At 58.2% G+C, this 14,615-nt stretch carries 15 protein-coding genes; 3 read left to right on the top strand and 12 right to left on the bottom strand.

Translation table 11 applies throughout. From position 1 onward, the window contains the following. The 3 genes from CHU71_RS06320 to CHU71_RS06310 are packed head-to-tail and all read left to right on the top strand — an operon-like array spanning nt 1 to nt 2,601. Entirely contained in the window at nt 1-879 is an 879-nt protein-coding gene (locus CHU71_RS06320; protein WP_046646832.1) for an ABC transporter substrate-binding protein, read from the top strand. After that, a complete protein-coding gene (locus CHU71_RS06315; RefSeq protein WP_034656874.1) occupies nt 872-1,837 on the top strand; it encodes an amino acid ABC transporter permease in 966 nt (321 codons plus the stop codon). Before CHU71_RS06320 ends, CHU71_RS06315 begins: the two co-directional genes overlap by 8 nt. After that, the gene (locus tag CHU71_RS06310; RefSeq protein ID WP_070419805.1) at nt 1,837-2,601 is read left to right on the top strand and encodes an amino acid ABC transporter ATP-binding protein; all 765 of its coding nucleotides are present in this window, start codon (nt 1,837-1,839) and stop codon (nt 2,599-2,601) included. The genes CHU71_RS06315 and CHU71_RS06310 overlap by 1 nt, the downstream gene beginning before the upstream one ends. 103 nt (nt 2,602-2,704) lie before the next feature. On the opposite strand, the gene nusB is transcribed toward CHU71_RS06310, so the two are convergent. From nusB to alaS, 12 genes are all read right to left on the bottom strand, one after another. After that, nucleotides 2,705-3,232: a transcription antitermination factor NusB gene (nusB, locus tag CHU71_RS06305; protein WP_005529297.1), complete on the bottom strand. Its 528-nt coding sequence runs from the start codon at nt 3,230-3,232 to the stop codon at nt 2,705-2,707. A gap of 18 nt (nt 3,233-3,250) precedes the next feature. Next, complete coding sequence (gene efp / locus CHU71_RS06300; RefSeq protein WP_005529296.1) at nt 3,251-3,814, bottom strand: elongation factor P; 564 nt, start codon at nt 3,812-3,814, stop codon at nt 3,251-3,253. Nucleotides 3,815-3,938: 124 nt separating this feature from the next. Next, on the bottom strand, nt 3,939-5,030 hold the full coding sequence (locus tag CHU71_RS06295; protein WP_046646829.1) for a Xaa-Pro peptidase family protein: 1,092 nt from the start codon (nt 5,028-5,030) through the stop codon (nt 3,939-3,941). A 151-nt stretch (nt 5,031-5,181) separates the two neighbouring features. After that, complete coding sequence (gene aroQ / locus CHU71_RS06290; protein WP_005529291.1) at nt 5,182-5,619, bottom strand: type II 3-dehydroquinate dehydratase; 438 nt, start codon at nt 5,617-5,619, stop codon at nt 5,182-5,184. Further along, nucleotides 5,619-6,704, bottom strand: a complete 1,086-nt coding sequence (gene aroB / locus CHU71_RS06285) for a 3-dehydroquinate synthase (protein ID WP_147760499.1) — start codon at nt 6,702-6,704, stop codon at nt 5,619-5,621. The genes aroQ and aroB overlap by 1 nt, the downstream gene beginning before the upstream one ends. Before the next feature lie 12 nt (nt 6,705-6,716). Continuing rightward, on the bottom strand, nt 6,717-7,253 hold the full coding sequence (locus CHU71_RS06280; RefSeq protein ID WP_034656871.1) for a shikimate kinase: 537 nt from the start codon (nt 7,251-7,253) through the stop codon (nt 6,717-6,719). Between the two features lie 3 nt (nt 7,254-7,256). Beyond that, on the bottom strand, nt 7,257-8,468 hold the full coding sequence (gene aroC / locus CHU71_RS06275; protein WP_070419802.1) for a chorismate synthase: 1,212 nt from the start codon (nt 8,466-8,468) through the stop codon (nt 7,257-7,259). Nucleotides 8,469-8,518: 50 nt separating this feature from the next. After that, complete coding sequence (locus CHU71_RS06270; protein ID WP_147760498.1) at nt 8,519-8,902, bottom strand: A24 family peptidase; 384 nt, start codon at nt 8,900-8,902, stop codon at nt 8,519-8,521. A 47-nt stretch (nt 8,903-8,949) separates the two neighbouring features. Further along, nucleotides 8,950-9,765, bottom strand: a complete 816-nt coding sequence (locus CHU71_RS06265; RefSeq protein WP_147760497.1) for a shikimate dehydrogenase — start codon at nt 9,763-9,765, stop codon at nt 8,950-8,952. A gap of 48 nt (nt 9,766-9,813) precedes the next feature. Continuing rightward, the gene (mltG, locus tag CHU71_RS06260; protein WP_049063976.1) at nt 9,814-11,028 is read right to left on the bottom strand and encodes an endolytic transglycosylase MltG; all 1,215 of its coding nucleotides are present in this window, start codon (nt 11,026-11,028) and stop codon (nt 9,814-9,816) included. Nucleotides 11,029-11,065: 37 nt separating this feature from the next. After that, nucleotides 11,066-11,608: a Holliday junction resolvase RuvX gene (ruvX, locus tag CHU71_RS06255; protein WP_147760496.1), complete on the bottom strand. Its 543-nt coding sequence runs from the start codon at nt 11,606-11,608 to the stop codon at nt 11,066-11,068. 237 nt (nt 11,609-11,845) lie between these two features. Then, complete coding sequence (gene alaS / locus CHU71_RS06250) at nt 11,846-14,533, bottom strand: alanine--tRNA ligase (protein WP_147760495.1); 2,688 nt, start codon at nt 14,531-14,533, stop codon at nt 11,846-11,848. Nucleotides 14,534-14,615 lie beyond the last annotated feature (82 nt).

Genomic DNA, 14,615 nt, shown 5'->3' with positions numbered 1-14,615 from the left:
ATGTACAAAAAGATTGCTGCCAGCGGCGGGTTACTCGCGTGCGCGATGCTCGCTGCTGGCTGCGTAACAAACGTCGAGTCCTCGACTCCTGACGGCTGGGAAGAACCGCACCTGGACAAAGTTCCAGAAATCGCCGCGCTTTACGACGACGCCGATGGAGTCCTGACGGCAGGCACTAACCCTCCCTTTGCACCATTCGAGTTCAAAGACTCCGATGGCGCAATCGTCGGCGTGGAGATGGACATGATGAAGGCTATCGCCGACATCTTGGGCCTTGAATTCCAGCCTGTTGAGCAGGACTTCTCGATGATCCTGCCGGCCGTCCAGTCGGGTCAGATCGATATCGGCGCATCTGGCTTTACCGACAACGAGGAACGCCGAAAGAACTTCGACTTCATCGACCACCTCTACGCAGGAATCCAGTGGGCGGAACGAACAGACGGTATCAAACGCGTCGACCCTTCGAACCCGTGCGGGCTGACCGTGGCGGTTCAGCGCACCACCGTCTCAGAGACAGACGACGTCATTCCCAAGAAGGACGCATGCGGCGGCGACCTCCGCATCCTTTCCTACGATACGAGCGACAACGCTGCGCTCGCCGTCATCATGGGCCGCGCCGACGCAATGTCCGCTGACTCCCCTGTTTCCTCGTGGGCTGTCAACCGTTCCGACGGAAAAATGCGAATGGTCGGTGGCATGTTTGACGCCGCACCTTATGGCTTCGCTGTACCTAAAGACTCGAAGCTTGGCCCCGCAGTCGCCGCGGCGCTCAACCATCTCATCGAAACCGGTGAATACCAGAAGATCTTGAAACGCTGGGGCATCAGCGATGGCCTCGTGAAAGAGGCAATGATTAATGAAAGGCCAGTCAATGACTAATCCATCACAGGCCCCTAAAGCCGCCAAGTCGGCACGGTCTAAAAAGGCTGCTGAGCCCAAAGAGATTCAAGCACGCCCACTCCGCCACCCCTGGCGCTGGGTTTTTGCCACGATTCTGGTGTTGCTCGGCGTCTGGTTTGTTATCAGTTCCGCCCGCAACGAAGCCTTCGGCTGGGATACCTATTTCCAGTATCTCTTCGATAGCCGCATTGCAATTGCTTCCCTGCACACCTTGGCCATTACAGCACTGGCGATGATCATCGGTGTCGTAGGAGGTGCCATCCTCGCTGTGATGCGGATGTCACCGAACCCGGTTCTCCAAGGCGTCGCCTGGCTCTTCCTCTGGATCTTCCGAGGCACGCCAGTCTATGTGCAGCTGGTGTTCTGGGGCCTGCTTTCTGCTTTGTACCAGTCCATCAACCTTGGTTTCACCGAGATTTCGCTCGCCAGCGTTTTGACCAACGCCTTCCTGCTTTCGGTCTTGGGCTTGGGCCTTAACGAAGCTGCGTATATGGCCGAGATTGTACGTTCTGGTATCTCAGCCGTTCCCGAAGGCCAGAAGGAAGCCTCTAAAGCACTTGGTATGGGCTGGTGGATGACCATGCGCCGCACCGTCCTTCCACAGGCAATGCGCATCATCATTCCGCCGACAGGCAACGAGTTCATCTCTTTGCTGAAGACCTCTTCGTTGGTCGTGGCAGTTCCGTATACCTACGAGATCTTCGGCCGCGCTACGGACATTTCTGCAGCGCTTTTCGAGCCAATTCCACTGCTCCTCGTGGCAGCAACCTGGTACCTCGTCATCACCTCCCTGCTGATGATCGCGCAGTACTTCTTGGAGCGTCGTTTCGACCGTGGTGCTACTCGTGAGCTCACTGCTCGCCAGCTCGCCGCGCTTGCCGACGCCGAGGGCACCATCCCCCACAACGTTTCCGTCATCCCAGAGGTTAAAAAGTAATGGCAACGCCAATGATTTCCGCACAGAACGTACACAAGTCCTTCGGAAGCCTCAACGTGCTCAAAGGCATTACCTTGGAAGTTCAGCCCGGCGAGGTCGCGTGCCTTCTCGGCCCTTCGGGCTCCGGTAAGTCGACGTTCCTGCGTTGCTGCAACCACCTTGAAAAGGTTACGGCAGGCAGGCTCTACGTAGATGGTGACCTCATCGGTTATCGTGAGCGTGACGGAGCGCTGTACGAGATTTCCGAGAAGGAAGCAGCAGCCCAACGCGCAGACATCGGCATGGTTTTCCAGCAGTTCAACCTCTTCGCGCACCGCACGGTCCTCGAGAACATCATCGAGGCTCCCGTTCATGTTAAAAAGCAGCCTGTGGAACAAGCAAAAAAGCGCGCCATGGAGCTACTCGAGCAGGTGGGCCTTGCACATAAGGCTGACGCCTACCCAGTACAGCTCTCCGGTGGCCAGCAACAGCGTGTTGCTATCGCTCGCTCCGTGGCGATGGACCCGAAGCTGATGCTTTTCGACGAGCCGACTTCAGCTCTCGACCCTGAGCTGGTGGGCGAAGTCCTGCGCGTCATGAAGGAACTCGCTGCGGGCGGCATGACCATGCTGGTGGTCACCCACGAAATGGGATTTGCCCGAGAAGTCGCCGACAAGATTTTCTTCATGGACGGCGGCCAAGTCATCGAATCTGGCACTCCGGAGCAGGTCATCGACAACCCGCAGCACCCGCGCACCCAGGAGTTCCTCTCCTCGCTCCTCTAAGCCCCTGTGGGCCCCTCTTGTGGGCCCCTACAGTGGCCCACACACAGCAAAAGCGCTGTTACCTTTCAGTAGGTAACAGCGCTTTTGCTTTGCTCAATGCGGCTTAGTCTTGAGAATCGAACTCGTTTTCAAAATCTTGTGCCGGCGCCTCTTCGGCTGCCACAGACATCGGGTTATCGGCCGACTGGGCCTGGATAACATCATCCAACACAGCGTGGATATAAGGCGGAGCCTGGTCATTTGAATACTCGGAGGCTAGCTCAACGCCCTCGACTAGCGCCGTGGCGTTGGGAACATCCTCATTGAAGAGGATCTCCCACACGGCCACGCGCATGATGGCGCGGTCCACTGCTGGAATACGGTGCAGCTCCCAGTCCGCGGAGAGGTAGCGCTCGATGGTCTCGTCGATGACGTCGAGTTCTTCAGCGGCACCCTTGACGATGATCTGCGTGTACTCAGCGACTGGGGCTACGCCATTGTCATGATCGCGTGCCAGCGAGACTCGATCCTCGATGATGGCCACGGGATCAACATCACGGTTTTCAGCCTCGTACATGATGTCAGCAGCACGACGGCGCGCGCGGTAGCGGGCCGTGTGGCGCTTGTAATTGACGTCTTTTTGCTCAGACACGAAGAAACCCTAGCGTTCTTAGTTGTTGACGCGGGAGAGGTACTCGCCGGTACGGGTATCGATCTTGAGAACGTTGCCGATCTCGATGAAGAGTGGAACCTGGATCTCCGCACCGGTCTCGAGGGTAGCTGGCTTGGTGCCACCGGAGGAACGATCGCCCTGCAGACCTGGCTCGGTGTGCTCAACCTTGAGGTCGACGGAGATTGGCAGCTCGCCGAAGAGAGCCTCACCCTCGTGGAAGGAAACCTGCACGCGCATGTTCTCGAGCAGGAACTTGCCTGCGTCACCGAACTTGTCGAAAGGCAGCTCGAACTGCTCGTAGGTCTTGTCGTCCATGACGACGTAGTTCTGACCATCGTTGTACAGGTAGGTCATATCGCGGCGATCCACCGTTGCGGTCTCAACCTTGACGCCTGCGTTGAAGGTCTTGTCGGTGACCTTGCCGGAAACAACGTCCTTGAGCTTGGTGCGCACGAATGCTGGGCCCTTGCCCGGCTTCACGTGCTGGAACTCAATAATCTGCTGCAGCTTGTTGTCAATCTTGAGAACGAGTCCGTTCTTGAAATCGGTGGTATCAGCCATGGATCAAACTCCCAGTTAAAATAGTGGTGAAAACAGTGTTCCAGCATACCTTATGCGGCCACGCTGACATAACAGGGGCCGCGCAAAAGTACGCACGGCCTGTAGGCAAATTTTCCCAAGTACCCTAGAGGATCTGCAGTTCCTTCGGGAATGCGGTGATAATTTTCGGCGCACCGCCCGTAATGATGAGGGTATCCTCAATGCGCACGCCACCCTTGCCAGGAACGTAAATACCCGGCTCAATGGTTAGGGTCATCCCCTCAGCCAGCTCACCGGTTCCCGTCTTAGCTGCAGACGGCCCTTCGTGAACGTCTAGTCCAATACCGTGGCCGGTGGAGTGAACGAAGTACTCGCCGTAGCCGGCTTCCTCGATGATGTCGCGGCACGCTGCGTCGACGTCGACGAGCTTTGCGCCAGGCACGGCAGCCTTAACGCCCGCCAATTGCGCGCGCAGGACAACGTCGTAGATTTCACGCGAAAACTCGTTTGGCTCGCCGACAGCGAAGGTACGGGTGCAATCGGAGTTAAAACCACGCAGGTGCGCGCCGAAATCGATGGTGACGAGGTCACCACTTTCAAGAGCACGATCATCAGCGCCGTGATGTGGCTTGGCGGAGTTAGGGCCAGAGGCGACGATGGTATCGAAGCTCACTCGCTCCGAGCCCAGCTGGCGCATGCGATACTCAAGGTCCGCAGCAATCTGGCGCTCGGTGCGCCCCACCGCGATCTCCCCGGCAGCAACGAGGCCTTCGAGGGCTTCGTTTGCCAACGCTGCGATCTGCTCGAGGCGCTCTAGTTCAACTGGATCCTTTACCAGACGGATCTTTTCGATAACGCCAGAAATAGGAACGAGTACAACGTCCTCTGGCGCTGCCTTCTTTAGCGCTTCAAGCTGCGAAACTGAAACATAGTCTGCTTCAAAGGCAACACGCAATGGCCCTTCAACGCGCTTGAGAAGTTCCGGACCCACAGCGCGGCCGAGGATGGCCTCCAGGTCAGGTACTTCCTCGGCAATCTGCGTGGTGTAACGGCCGTCGGTTGCCATGATGGCGGATAGGTCCTTGCGCAGGAAGAGTCCACCGTTAGAGCCAGAAAAGCCCGAGAGGTAACGCACGTGTGTCAGATGGGTGACCAAAACAGCGTCGATGCGCTGACCGGCAAGCTCCGCTGCGAGTTTGCGGCGGCGATTGCTAAAGCGAGTATCTGCGAGTGCCATGTGGTGTCCCTTCGTCAATGTTTGATACCTCATGGTATCGCGCGGGTCACAGAGATACATCAAGGACCACCGATATCTCGCAGTCTTTGCTTTTTCTGCCCGTAGCATTGACCACTTCGGGGCTATTTTTGCCGCATTTAGCCGCCTCGAGCTAGTCCTGTAGAAAGTAACCGAGGGCAGCCTCGTAACCGTAAGCACCAAGGCCGGCGATAACACCACGCGCAATCGGGCTGAGATAGGAATGATGGCGGAAGGCTTCGCGCGCATGCACGTTTGAGATGTGCACCTCAACAAAACCGGGACCATCAGCTACTTCAGCGAGCGCGTCACGCAGCGCCACCGAGGTATGGGTAAAGCCGCCAGGGTTGATTATGACCGGCCAACCGGCATCGGCAGCTTCGTGCACTTTGTCGATGAGTTCGCCCTCGTGATTGGACTGGAAGAACTCGAGCTCGAGGTCTGGAGAAAGGCTTCCTGCGACTTCACGCACGTGCTTTTCGACGTCCGCAAGCGTGGTCTTTCCATAAACCTCCGGCTGGCGCTTGCCCAAGCGGTTGAGGTTAGGCCCATTGAGAACCAAAATCTTCATCACTTATACCGGCTTTCTCTTGAAATGGCAGCGTAGGCTGCCTGCATTTCCTCAATGGTGGCGTCCTCGATGCGGGTGGTCTGGCCGATTCCGGTCAGTGCTACGAACCGAATGTGGCCACCACGGTTCTTCTTGTCATGGATCATGCCAGCATAAAGCTCATCGAAGTGACAGGCCTCGTAGGTGGTTGGCAAACCGACCGATGCCAAGATGTCGCTGTGAGTCTGCAGCAACGCGGCGTCGATAAGCCCGCGTGTATGAGATAGCTGCGCGATAAACATCATGCCCACCGCCACCGCACGCCCGTGGCGCCAGGTATAGTTCTCCCGCAGCTCCACCGCATGGCCAAAGGTATGGCCGTAATTGAGGGTCTCACGCAGACCTGCTTCCTTGAGGTCCTCGCCCACCACGCGGGCCTTGACCGCGATGGAACGCTCAATAAGCTCAGGAAGGGTCTGCAAAGGATTCAGGCAGGCGGCGGGGTCCGCGAGGTAACGCTCGATGATAACGGGATCATGGATGAAACCAGTCTTGATGATCTCCGCGGAGCCGGCGACGATTTCCTCTTCCGGCAAAGTGACGAGCCGGTCAAGGTCCACGAACACGGAGTCTGGCTCGTGGAAGGCGCCCACGAGGTTCTTTCCGGCGTCCGTGTTGATGCCGGTCTTACCACCTACTGCCGCATCGACCATTGCCAAAAGCGTGGTCGGAACCTGGATCACCTTGATGCCGCGCATCCACGTTGCGGCGAGAAAACCAGCCAAGTCAGTAGTGGCGCCGCCACCCAAGCCCACAATGACGTCACGGCGGCTAAAATTCGCTGCCCCCAACTCGTCCCACAATCCACCGAGCACCTCTAGGCGCTTGGAAGCCTCAGCATCCGGAATTGGTAGCAAAGTGACAACGACGTTGCGCGCCTCAGCCTCCGCAGCGAGCTGACGTGCGGCGGCAGCTAGCGGCGGTTGAAACACGATTCCTACATGGCCTGCGCCGGTGCTTTTTACTCGGTCCGCAATGTCGGCGGTCAAACTTGTGCCGACGGTAACTTCGTATGGATTGGGGCCATTAACTGGAATCGTGGTCATGAGTTCGCTTTCTTAGAGAGTATCGAGGAAGCCGAGGATATCGCCCACTACCTGCTGCGGAGTGCGCGCACCGGTACGGACTTTAAAGTCAGAGACCTCCTCGTAGTACGGGCGGCGGGCGTCGAGAAGCGATGCATAGTGCGCCAGCGGGTCCGCCGCTTCAAGCACGGGGCGGTTGGGATCGCCCAATGTACGCGCAACCCCTTCCTCGGCAGTGACGTCTAGAAATACCACCGTGTGGCGGTCCAACAGCTCGCGGGTGGAGTCAGTAAGCACCGCCCCACCGCCTAGGCTCACAACACCACGAGACTGCAACGCTTCCTTGACCACTTCGGCCTCCAGTTCGCGGAAAGCCAGTTCGCCTAGCGAGGAAAATACTTCGCCACAGGCAACAGATTCGCGCTCCTCAATCAAGACATCGGAATCAATGAGTTCACAATTGAGAGCATTAGCTAAGCGGCGTCCGATCGAGGACTTACCCGAACCCGGTGGGCCCACAAGCACGACTCGCGGGTGCGGGCTACCAGTTACTGAAACCGGTGTAGTCATCACTTACTCCTGTTCAAAAGCAAGACGCTGGGAAACATACTCATTGTAGGCATCGATATTGCGTTTAGTCTCAGCAACGCTATCCCCGCCGAACTTGTCCAAGACGGCACGCGCGAGAACCAAGGCAACCATCGCCTCGGCCACGACGCCAGCAGCCGGAACCGCGCACACATCGGAGCGCTGGTGGATACCGGTGGCGGGCGCGCCGGTGGCCATATCCACGGTCTTCAGTGCACGGGGGACGGTAGAGATCGGCTTCATCGCAGCGCGCACACGCAGTGCCTCACCATTGGTCATACCACCTTCTAAGCCGCCAGCGCGGTTGCTTAAACGCGAAACGGAGTCACCGTCGCGCACCATCTCGTCATGGGCTTCAGAGCCGCGGCGGCGGGCTTCCTCAAAGCCGTCTCCGACTTCCACGCCCTTAATTGCTTGGATGCCCATGAGCGCTGCTGCGAGCTGTGCATCAAGGCGGTCATCACCGGAGATATGCGAGCCCAAGCCGATGGGCAGGCCTTCTACGACAACCTCCACGATTCCGCCGAGTGTATCGCCCTGCTTCTTAGCAGCCTCGATTTCCTCAATCATCGATTCTTCAGCCGCTTTATCGAAGGCGCGGACCGGCGATGCGTCAATGGCCTCGATATCCGCAAAGGTGGGGGTTGGCCCCACGTACGGCTCGGAAGCACCGATGGAGATAACATGCGAAACCACTTCCACACCGAGGGTCTCGCGCAGGAAGTTGCGCGCAACCGTGGCCGCCGCAACGCGGGCAGCGGTCTCACGGGCGGAAGAACGCTCAAGGATTGGGCGGGCCTCAGTGTGACCGTACTTAATCATTCCAGCAAAGTCAGCGTGCCCTGGGCGGGGACGCGTCAGAGCCGCGCCGCGGCCGGAGGACATTGCCTTTGCGGTTTCCTCATCGGTCATATCGAGTTCGTCAGGGGACATGATGGTGGTCCACTTCGGCCACTCGGTATTTCCAATCATGATGGCAATGGGGCTGCCCAAGGTCTTGCCGTGACGGATACCGGTGAGCAGCGTTAGCTCATCGGCCTCAAACTTCATTCGCGCACCGCGGCCATAGCCAAGGCGGCGGCGAGAGAGCTGAAGTGCAATGTCATCCTGAGAAACGGAAACCCCGGCGGGCATGTGCTCAAGCATGGCAATGAGCGCCTGGCCGTGGGATTCACCTGCGGTAGTCCAACGAAGCATGCCGATAATTATCGCACGACAGGCAATCCGTGGTGCCAGCAGGGTAAAACTTAGAGCGCAATCACACAAAGTGCTGCGGCAATCAGCATCCCAGGTCCGTGCGGTGGCGCTGAGTCTTTGCGCAACGTGCCCCACACAGCCGTGCTTAGCGACGCCCCCATCATCGCCAGGAGCTGCCCCATCACGCCGCACTCGTGAGTAACCCACATGCCCAGCGGGAAGGCCAACTTGATATCACCGCCACCAACACCGCCTCGCCAACAAGCCAAGGCTAGGTAGATCCCAGGCCAGATGAGTCCGGCCGGCTCAAAGAACAGCAACGAAGCCACCGCCGCTGGCAGAGTGAGCCAATCTGGAAGCCGCTTGAAACGGACATCAAAATAAAAAAGCGCTGCACCCCACAGCGCACCAATGACGGCACTGATTTCCCCCATAGCCCATACCCTAGCGAATTCCAGGCAGTGGCATCAGGGACGGGCTTTTATTGGTTAAGCCCCAGGGCTTCGTTGAGCGCCATCTGCATCTGCTCACGCGGAGCCGTATGTCCGGTAAATTGCTCAAACTGGCTAAAGGATTGATGCGCCAACATGACATGGCCGCCCACAGTGGCGTAGCCGTCTGCTGCCGCGTGAATAGTCAAAGGAGTAGGCCACGGATCATAAATAACGTCAAAGACTGGCGCATGGGCGAGATCAAATAGACGTCCTTCGAGTGCAGCAGAGGGAACAGTAGAAACGATCACGTCCATCGCCCGAGTCAACGCGACAAGGTCATCATTAAACGTGGCCTTGTGCAAGGTGATACCCAGAGCTCCGGCTAGAGGACGCAGCTCCTCCATGCGGTCGGAGCGGTTGAGCACCGTTACGTCACAAACGCCCCGCTGGGCAAGCCCCCAAAGTGCGGGACGCGCCGTGCCACCAGAACCAATAAGCAACGCAGCATGGGGAGTTTTGTCCCCCAATAACGCGTTCAAAGCACCTAAAACGCCCTCGGCGTCGGTGTTGTCTGCTCGCCAGCCGTCGTCGATTCGCACGAGCGTATTCGCGGACCCGATGAGCTCCGCGCGCTCGGTGCACTGGGATGCGTATTCGAGTGCCGCAAACTTGCCAGGCATCGTGACGGAGAAGCCACGGAAATCCTCTGGTGCCTCATCGAGAAAGCGCGGGAGTTCTTCAGCGGTGACCTCGAATCGGGCGTATTCCCAATCGCTGAGCGACAAAGCCGCGTACCCAGCGTTATGCAGAACAGGGGAAAGAGAGTGCGCTATAGGCTTTCCAAGGACTGCAGCACGTGGCATTCTCTATCCCCTCGTTCCTCGTTAAAGTTCTGTCTTCACGGCCCCGCGCTACTGCGCCGGCTGTTCTGCAGGTTGCTCAGCCGGCTGTCCTTCGCCTTGCGCACCGCCCTGCTGGGCACCTTCGCGTTGAGTATCCAGGATGCCCGAGTTGATGGCCTTATCTACGTTGTCCAGATGCTCGTCATAGTTGTCGGTGAACACGGTAGTGCCTTGAGCATCAATCGTGGCGAAGAACAGCCAGTTGCCCTCAGCTGGGTGCTCCATAGCGTCGATGGCTTCAACGGACGGGGAAGCAATCGGGGTGTCCGGAAGACCTTCCTTGGCGTAGGTGTTCCACGGGGTAACCTCAGCGCGTGCCTCATCGGTGGTTGCAAGCTCAACGTCCGGCAGGCCGTAGTTAACGGTGGAGTCAAGCTCCAAGCGCATTGGCTCGTCGAGACGGTTGAGGATGACGCGGGCAACCTTGCCGAACTCACCGGCTGGGGCCTCGCGCTCGACCAGGGATGCTGCAACCAGCAATTCATATGGAGTCTTGCCAATTGCTTGTGCTCGGTCCACGATGCCGGTCTCGTTGTAGCGCTTGGTCGAACGCTCAATGAGGTCCTTCAGGATGTCCTTTGCATCCATGTTCGGGTCCACCACGTACTGGCCAGGAGCGATGAGGCCTTCCAAGCGCTTCGGGTCTTCACCACGAGAGCGCACCTTCTCCAGTGCCCACTCAGGTGCGCCGAGCTCGGCGGGATCCACCGTCGCAGCGACCTTCTCCAGATCTTCCTTGGTGACAGAGCCACCCTCTTGCTCGGAAACCTTGGCAATCTGTGAGAAGATGCCGTAGCGGACATCCCCGCCGACCACCTTGACGTCGGAAAGCGTTGCGCCACCCTGAACGTCCAGAGGATCAATCTTGTTCTCGTCCTTGAGCAGGGCATCCACTGCGGCCTTCGCACTCATCTCCTCTTGGAGACGGTAGAAGCCCGGCTGAATGCGGCTTGCGCGGGGATTGCTGTTGGCCGCCGAGGAGAATGCCTCTGCGGTCTTGACCACGTTCTTCTCTACAAGAGCAGGCCCAAGCTCGCTCATCGACGAGCCCTCAGGAACCTGTACCAACTGTACAGTTCCGTTGCCGGTGCCTTCGTAGTCCAAGCTACTTCCTCCTCCAAACAGGCGGAACCCTATGTAGCCCAAGGCGCCAATGATTAGAACGACAGAGGCCAGGACGACGGCAAGGCCGCGTTGACGACGCTTGACGTACTTGGGCTCCATAGAGCGTCCGATTCGTTCTTGGTTTCGGCTCACGTAACTAGTCTCCTGCTATTGAAGGCTCGTGGGTGGTTGCATCTGATTGAAGCGCATTGTGGCGCGCATCCAACCAAGATTGCAAAATCTCTACTGCGGCTGCTTGGTCAATAACCTTGCGGCCCTTCTTTTCGGAAACCCCTGACGCCCGCAAAGCTGTAGTCGCGGCGACCGTAGTCAAACGCTCATCAGCCATCCGAACAGGTGGTTGCCCTATCGTTTCATCTTTTCCCAGCCTACGGCGGATGCGAAACGCAATTTCCTTCGCATGTTTCACGCTTTTAGAACCATTGCCCTGCAAATCGCGCGGTAGGCCAACCACAACTTCCACAACGTGGTACTCACGGATGAGCTCCAAGATACGGTTGATGTCACCTTTGTCCTGATCTTTGAAGCCGGTTTCGCGGGACACAGTTTCAACGGGCAACGCCAAGCTGGCGTTTGAGTCAGAGACTGCGACTCCAATGCGCACGGTTCCAACATCAAGTGCTAGGCGACGCCCATTTCCCGGGTCATTAAGCCCCGGGGTATCGGGTTGTACGACCATACTCTTGAAGTTCCTTCGCGTTCGGGTACGACTTTAAGCATGAAGCCAATGTCGCAAAATGATAACGATGACATTTAGATTCTAGTCATATTGCATCAACCAATGGCGCGCAGGGGTTGAAAACATGGCATAAAAAGACAGATTTCCCGAATGCTCACCCCTCTAGACGCGCAGAAACCCCCGCTCCCAGCACGAGAAACGGGGGTTAAGCGCTAGCACCTCATGGGCTTTAGCGGATTAGGCCTTTTCAAGTTCGTCACGCAAAGCGTTGAAGGCAGCCTGCAGGCCTTCAGCATTGGCGCCGGACCCCTGAGCCATGTCAGGCTTTCCGCCACCCTTGCCGTCAACGTAGCCGGAAATTGTCTTGACCAAATCGCCAGCCTTTATGCCACGAGCAACAGCTGCCTTGGTGGCACCAACAATGAACGGGGTCTTGCCACCCTCATTCTCAGATGCGAGCACAACGACGCCAGCTTCGTCACCTAGACGGTTTTTAATGTCGGTTGCCACGGTGCGCAGGTCGCCGCCGCTGACGTTGTTCGGCAGGCGAACGCTGATAACAGTGAAGCCGTTCACGGTGATTGCGCCACCGATCATGTCAGCGGTCTGCGCCATCAGCCGTGCCTTATGCAACTCATCAATCTGCTTCTCCGCGGCCTTGAGCTTCTCAGTCAGCTGAGCAATACGCTCTGGCAGGTCCTCAGACTGGATCTTGAGCTCGCGGGAGATGCCCTCAACGAGCGCGGTCTCCTTGGAGTAGTAGCGGAAGGCATCCATGCCGGAGTAAGCCTCGATGCGGCGTGCGCCGGAGCCAACGGAGGACTCACCCAGGACGGACACTGGGCCGATCTCGGAGGTATTGGTCACGTGGGTACCACCACAGAGCTCGATGGAGAAAGGACCGCCCATTTCGACGACGCGCACCTGGGAGCCGTAGTTCTCACCAAAGAGCGCCATAGCGCCCATTTGCTTAGCCTGATCCAGTGAGGTCTCGATGGTGTTGACGGCGAAATGAGCATCCACAGCCTGGTTGGTGATCAATGCGATTTCTTCCAGCTGGGCCGGCGAAAGCTGCTCTGTGTAGTTGAAGTCAAAGCGCAGGTAGCCCGGACGGTTCAAGGAACCGGCCTGGACTGCGGTTGGGCCGAGCACCTGGCGCAGTGCAGCGTGGATGAGGTGCGTTGCGGAGTGAGCCTGGACTGCGCCGTGGCGCCACTTCTCGTCAACCTCAGCGGTCACGGAAGCACCCAGGTCGATGCCGCCTGCAGTAACGGTGGCCTTATGGACCCACAGCTTCTTGCCGATCTTCTGGACGTCGCCCACCTCAAGCAAGCTCTCGCCCGCGTACAGGCGGCCGCGGTCTGCGGTCTGTCCACCGGCCTCGGCGTACAGCGGCGACTGGTCGAGGATGACCTCTACCTGCTCGCCCTCGTGGACCTCGTTGACCTTCTGGCCATCGCGAACCAGACCGATGATCTTGGCGTCGGAAGTAAGCGTCTCGTAACCGGTAAAGACGGTCGGGTTGTTATCGACCCACTCACGGTAGAGAGAAAGGTCGGCGTGGCCGTGCTTCTTGGCCTGGTTATCGGCCTTGGCGCGGCGGCGCTGCTCTCCCATGGCTTCATTGAAGCCGTCCATGTCAACTTCCAGACCTGCTTCCTGAGCCATCTCGAGGGTCAGATCGATTGGGAAACCGTAGGTATCGTGCAGCTCGAAAGCCTTCTCGCCCGAAAGAATCTTCGGCGTAGCAGCGCGCGAGGTGGACTTGAGCGCTTCAACAGCCTCGTCAAAGAGCTTGGTGCCGGATTCGAGGGTCTTGAGGAAGGCCTTCTCCTCCGTAACGGCAACGCGGAGAATGCGCTCACGGTTGTCAGCGATCTCCGGGTAGGACGGGGTCATGGTGTCCATGATGGTGTTCATGAAGCGCTCCATGCTCGGCGCGGTAGCCCCCAGCAGGCGTGCGGAACGGATGATGCGACGCAGCAGGCGGCGCAGGATATAGCCGCGGCCCTCGTTGCCCGGGGTAACGCCGTCCAAGATGAGCATCATGCCGGTACGGGAGTGATCCGCGATGACGCGGAATCGGATGTTGTCCTGATCGCTTGCGCCCTCGCCGTATTTGGAACCAGAAAGCTCCTCCGCGGCGTCGATAACCGGGCGCAAAAGGTCAGTCTCATAAACGTTATCCACGCCCTGCAGGATGCAGGCCACGCGCTCGATGCCTAGGCCGGTATCGATGTTCTTCTTCGGCAGTGGGCCGAGAATTTCGAAGTTGCCCTTGCCGATGCCTTCACCACGCTCGTTCTGCATGAAGACCAAGTTCCAGATCTCCATATAGCGGTTATCATCAGCTACTGGGCCGCCTTCTGCGCCGTACTCAGGGCCACGGTCGTAGTAGATCTCGGAACACGGACCACACGGCCCAGGGATACCCATGGACCAGTAGTTGTCTTCCATACCCAAGCGCTGGATACGCTCGCGCGGCACGCCAACCTGCTCGTGCCAGATGTCAGCAGCCTCATCGTCATCGAGGTAGACAGTGACCCAGAGGAGCTCTGGATCCAAGCCGAAGCCGCCGTCTTCTACGGAGCCGGTCAATAGGCTCCACGCGTTCTTGATGGCGCCTTCCTTGAAGTACTGGCCAAAGGAGAAGTTGCCAGCCATCTGGAAGAAGGTGTTGTGGCGGGTGGTGATGCCCACCTCTTCGATGTCCAGGGTGCGCACGCACTTCTGGATGGAAGTTGCCAGACCATTAGGGAATGGCGGATTCTGCTGTCCCAGGAAGTACGGCTTGAACGGAACCATGCCGGCGTTGACGAAGAGCAGGTTCGGGTCGTCCAGGATCAGCGACGCGCTTGGCACGGCTTCATGTCCAGTCTTGACGAAGTGCTGGGTAAAGCGTTCCCGGATCTCATGAGTCTTCACGAGCTAAAGTCCTTCACTGTTTAAGCGGTACGTAACAGCGCTCAACTCTACCCGTGCGGCAAAGATTTGCCGATATCGGGGC

Origin of the sequence: Corynebacterium sp. LK14 (assembly GCF_008042215.1) — a bacterium.
GTDB lineage: Bacteria > Actinomycetota > Actinomycetes > Mycobacteriales > Mycobacteriaceae > Corynebacterium > Corynebacterium striatum.
This window is presented reverse-complemented; position numbering and strand designations above follow the sequence as displayed.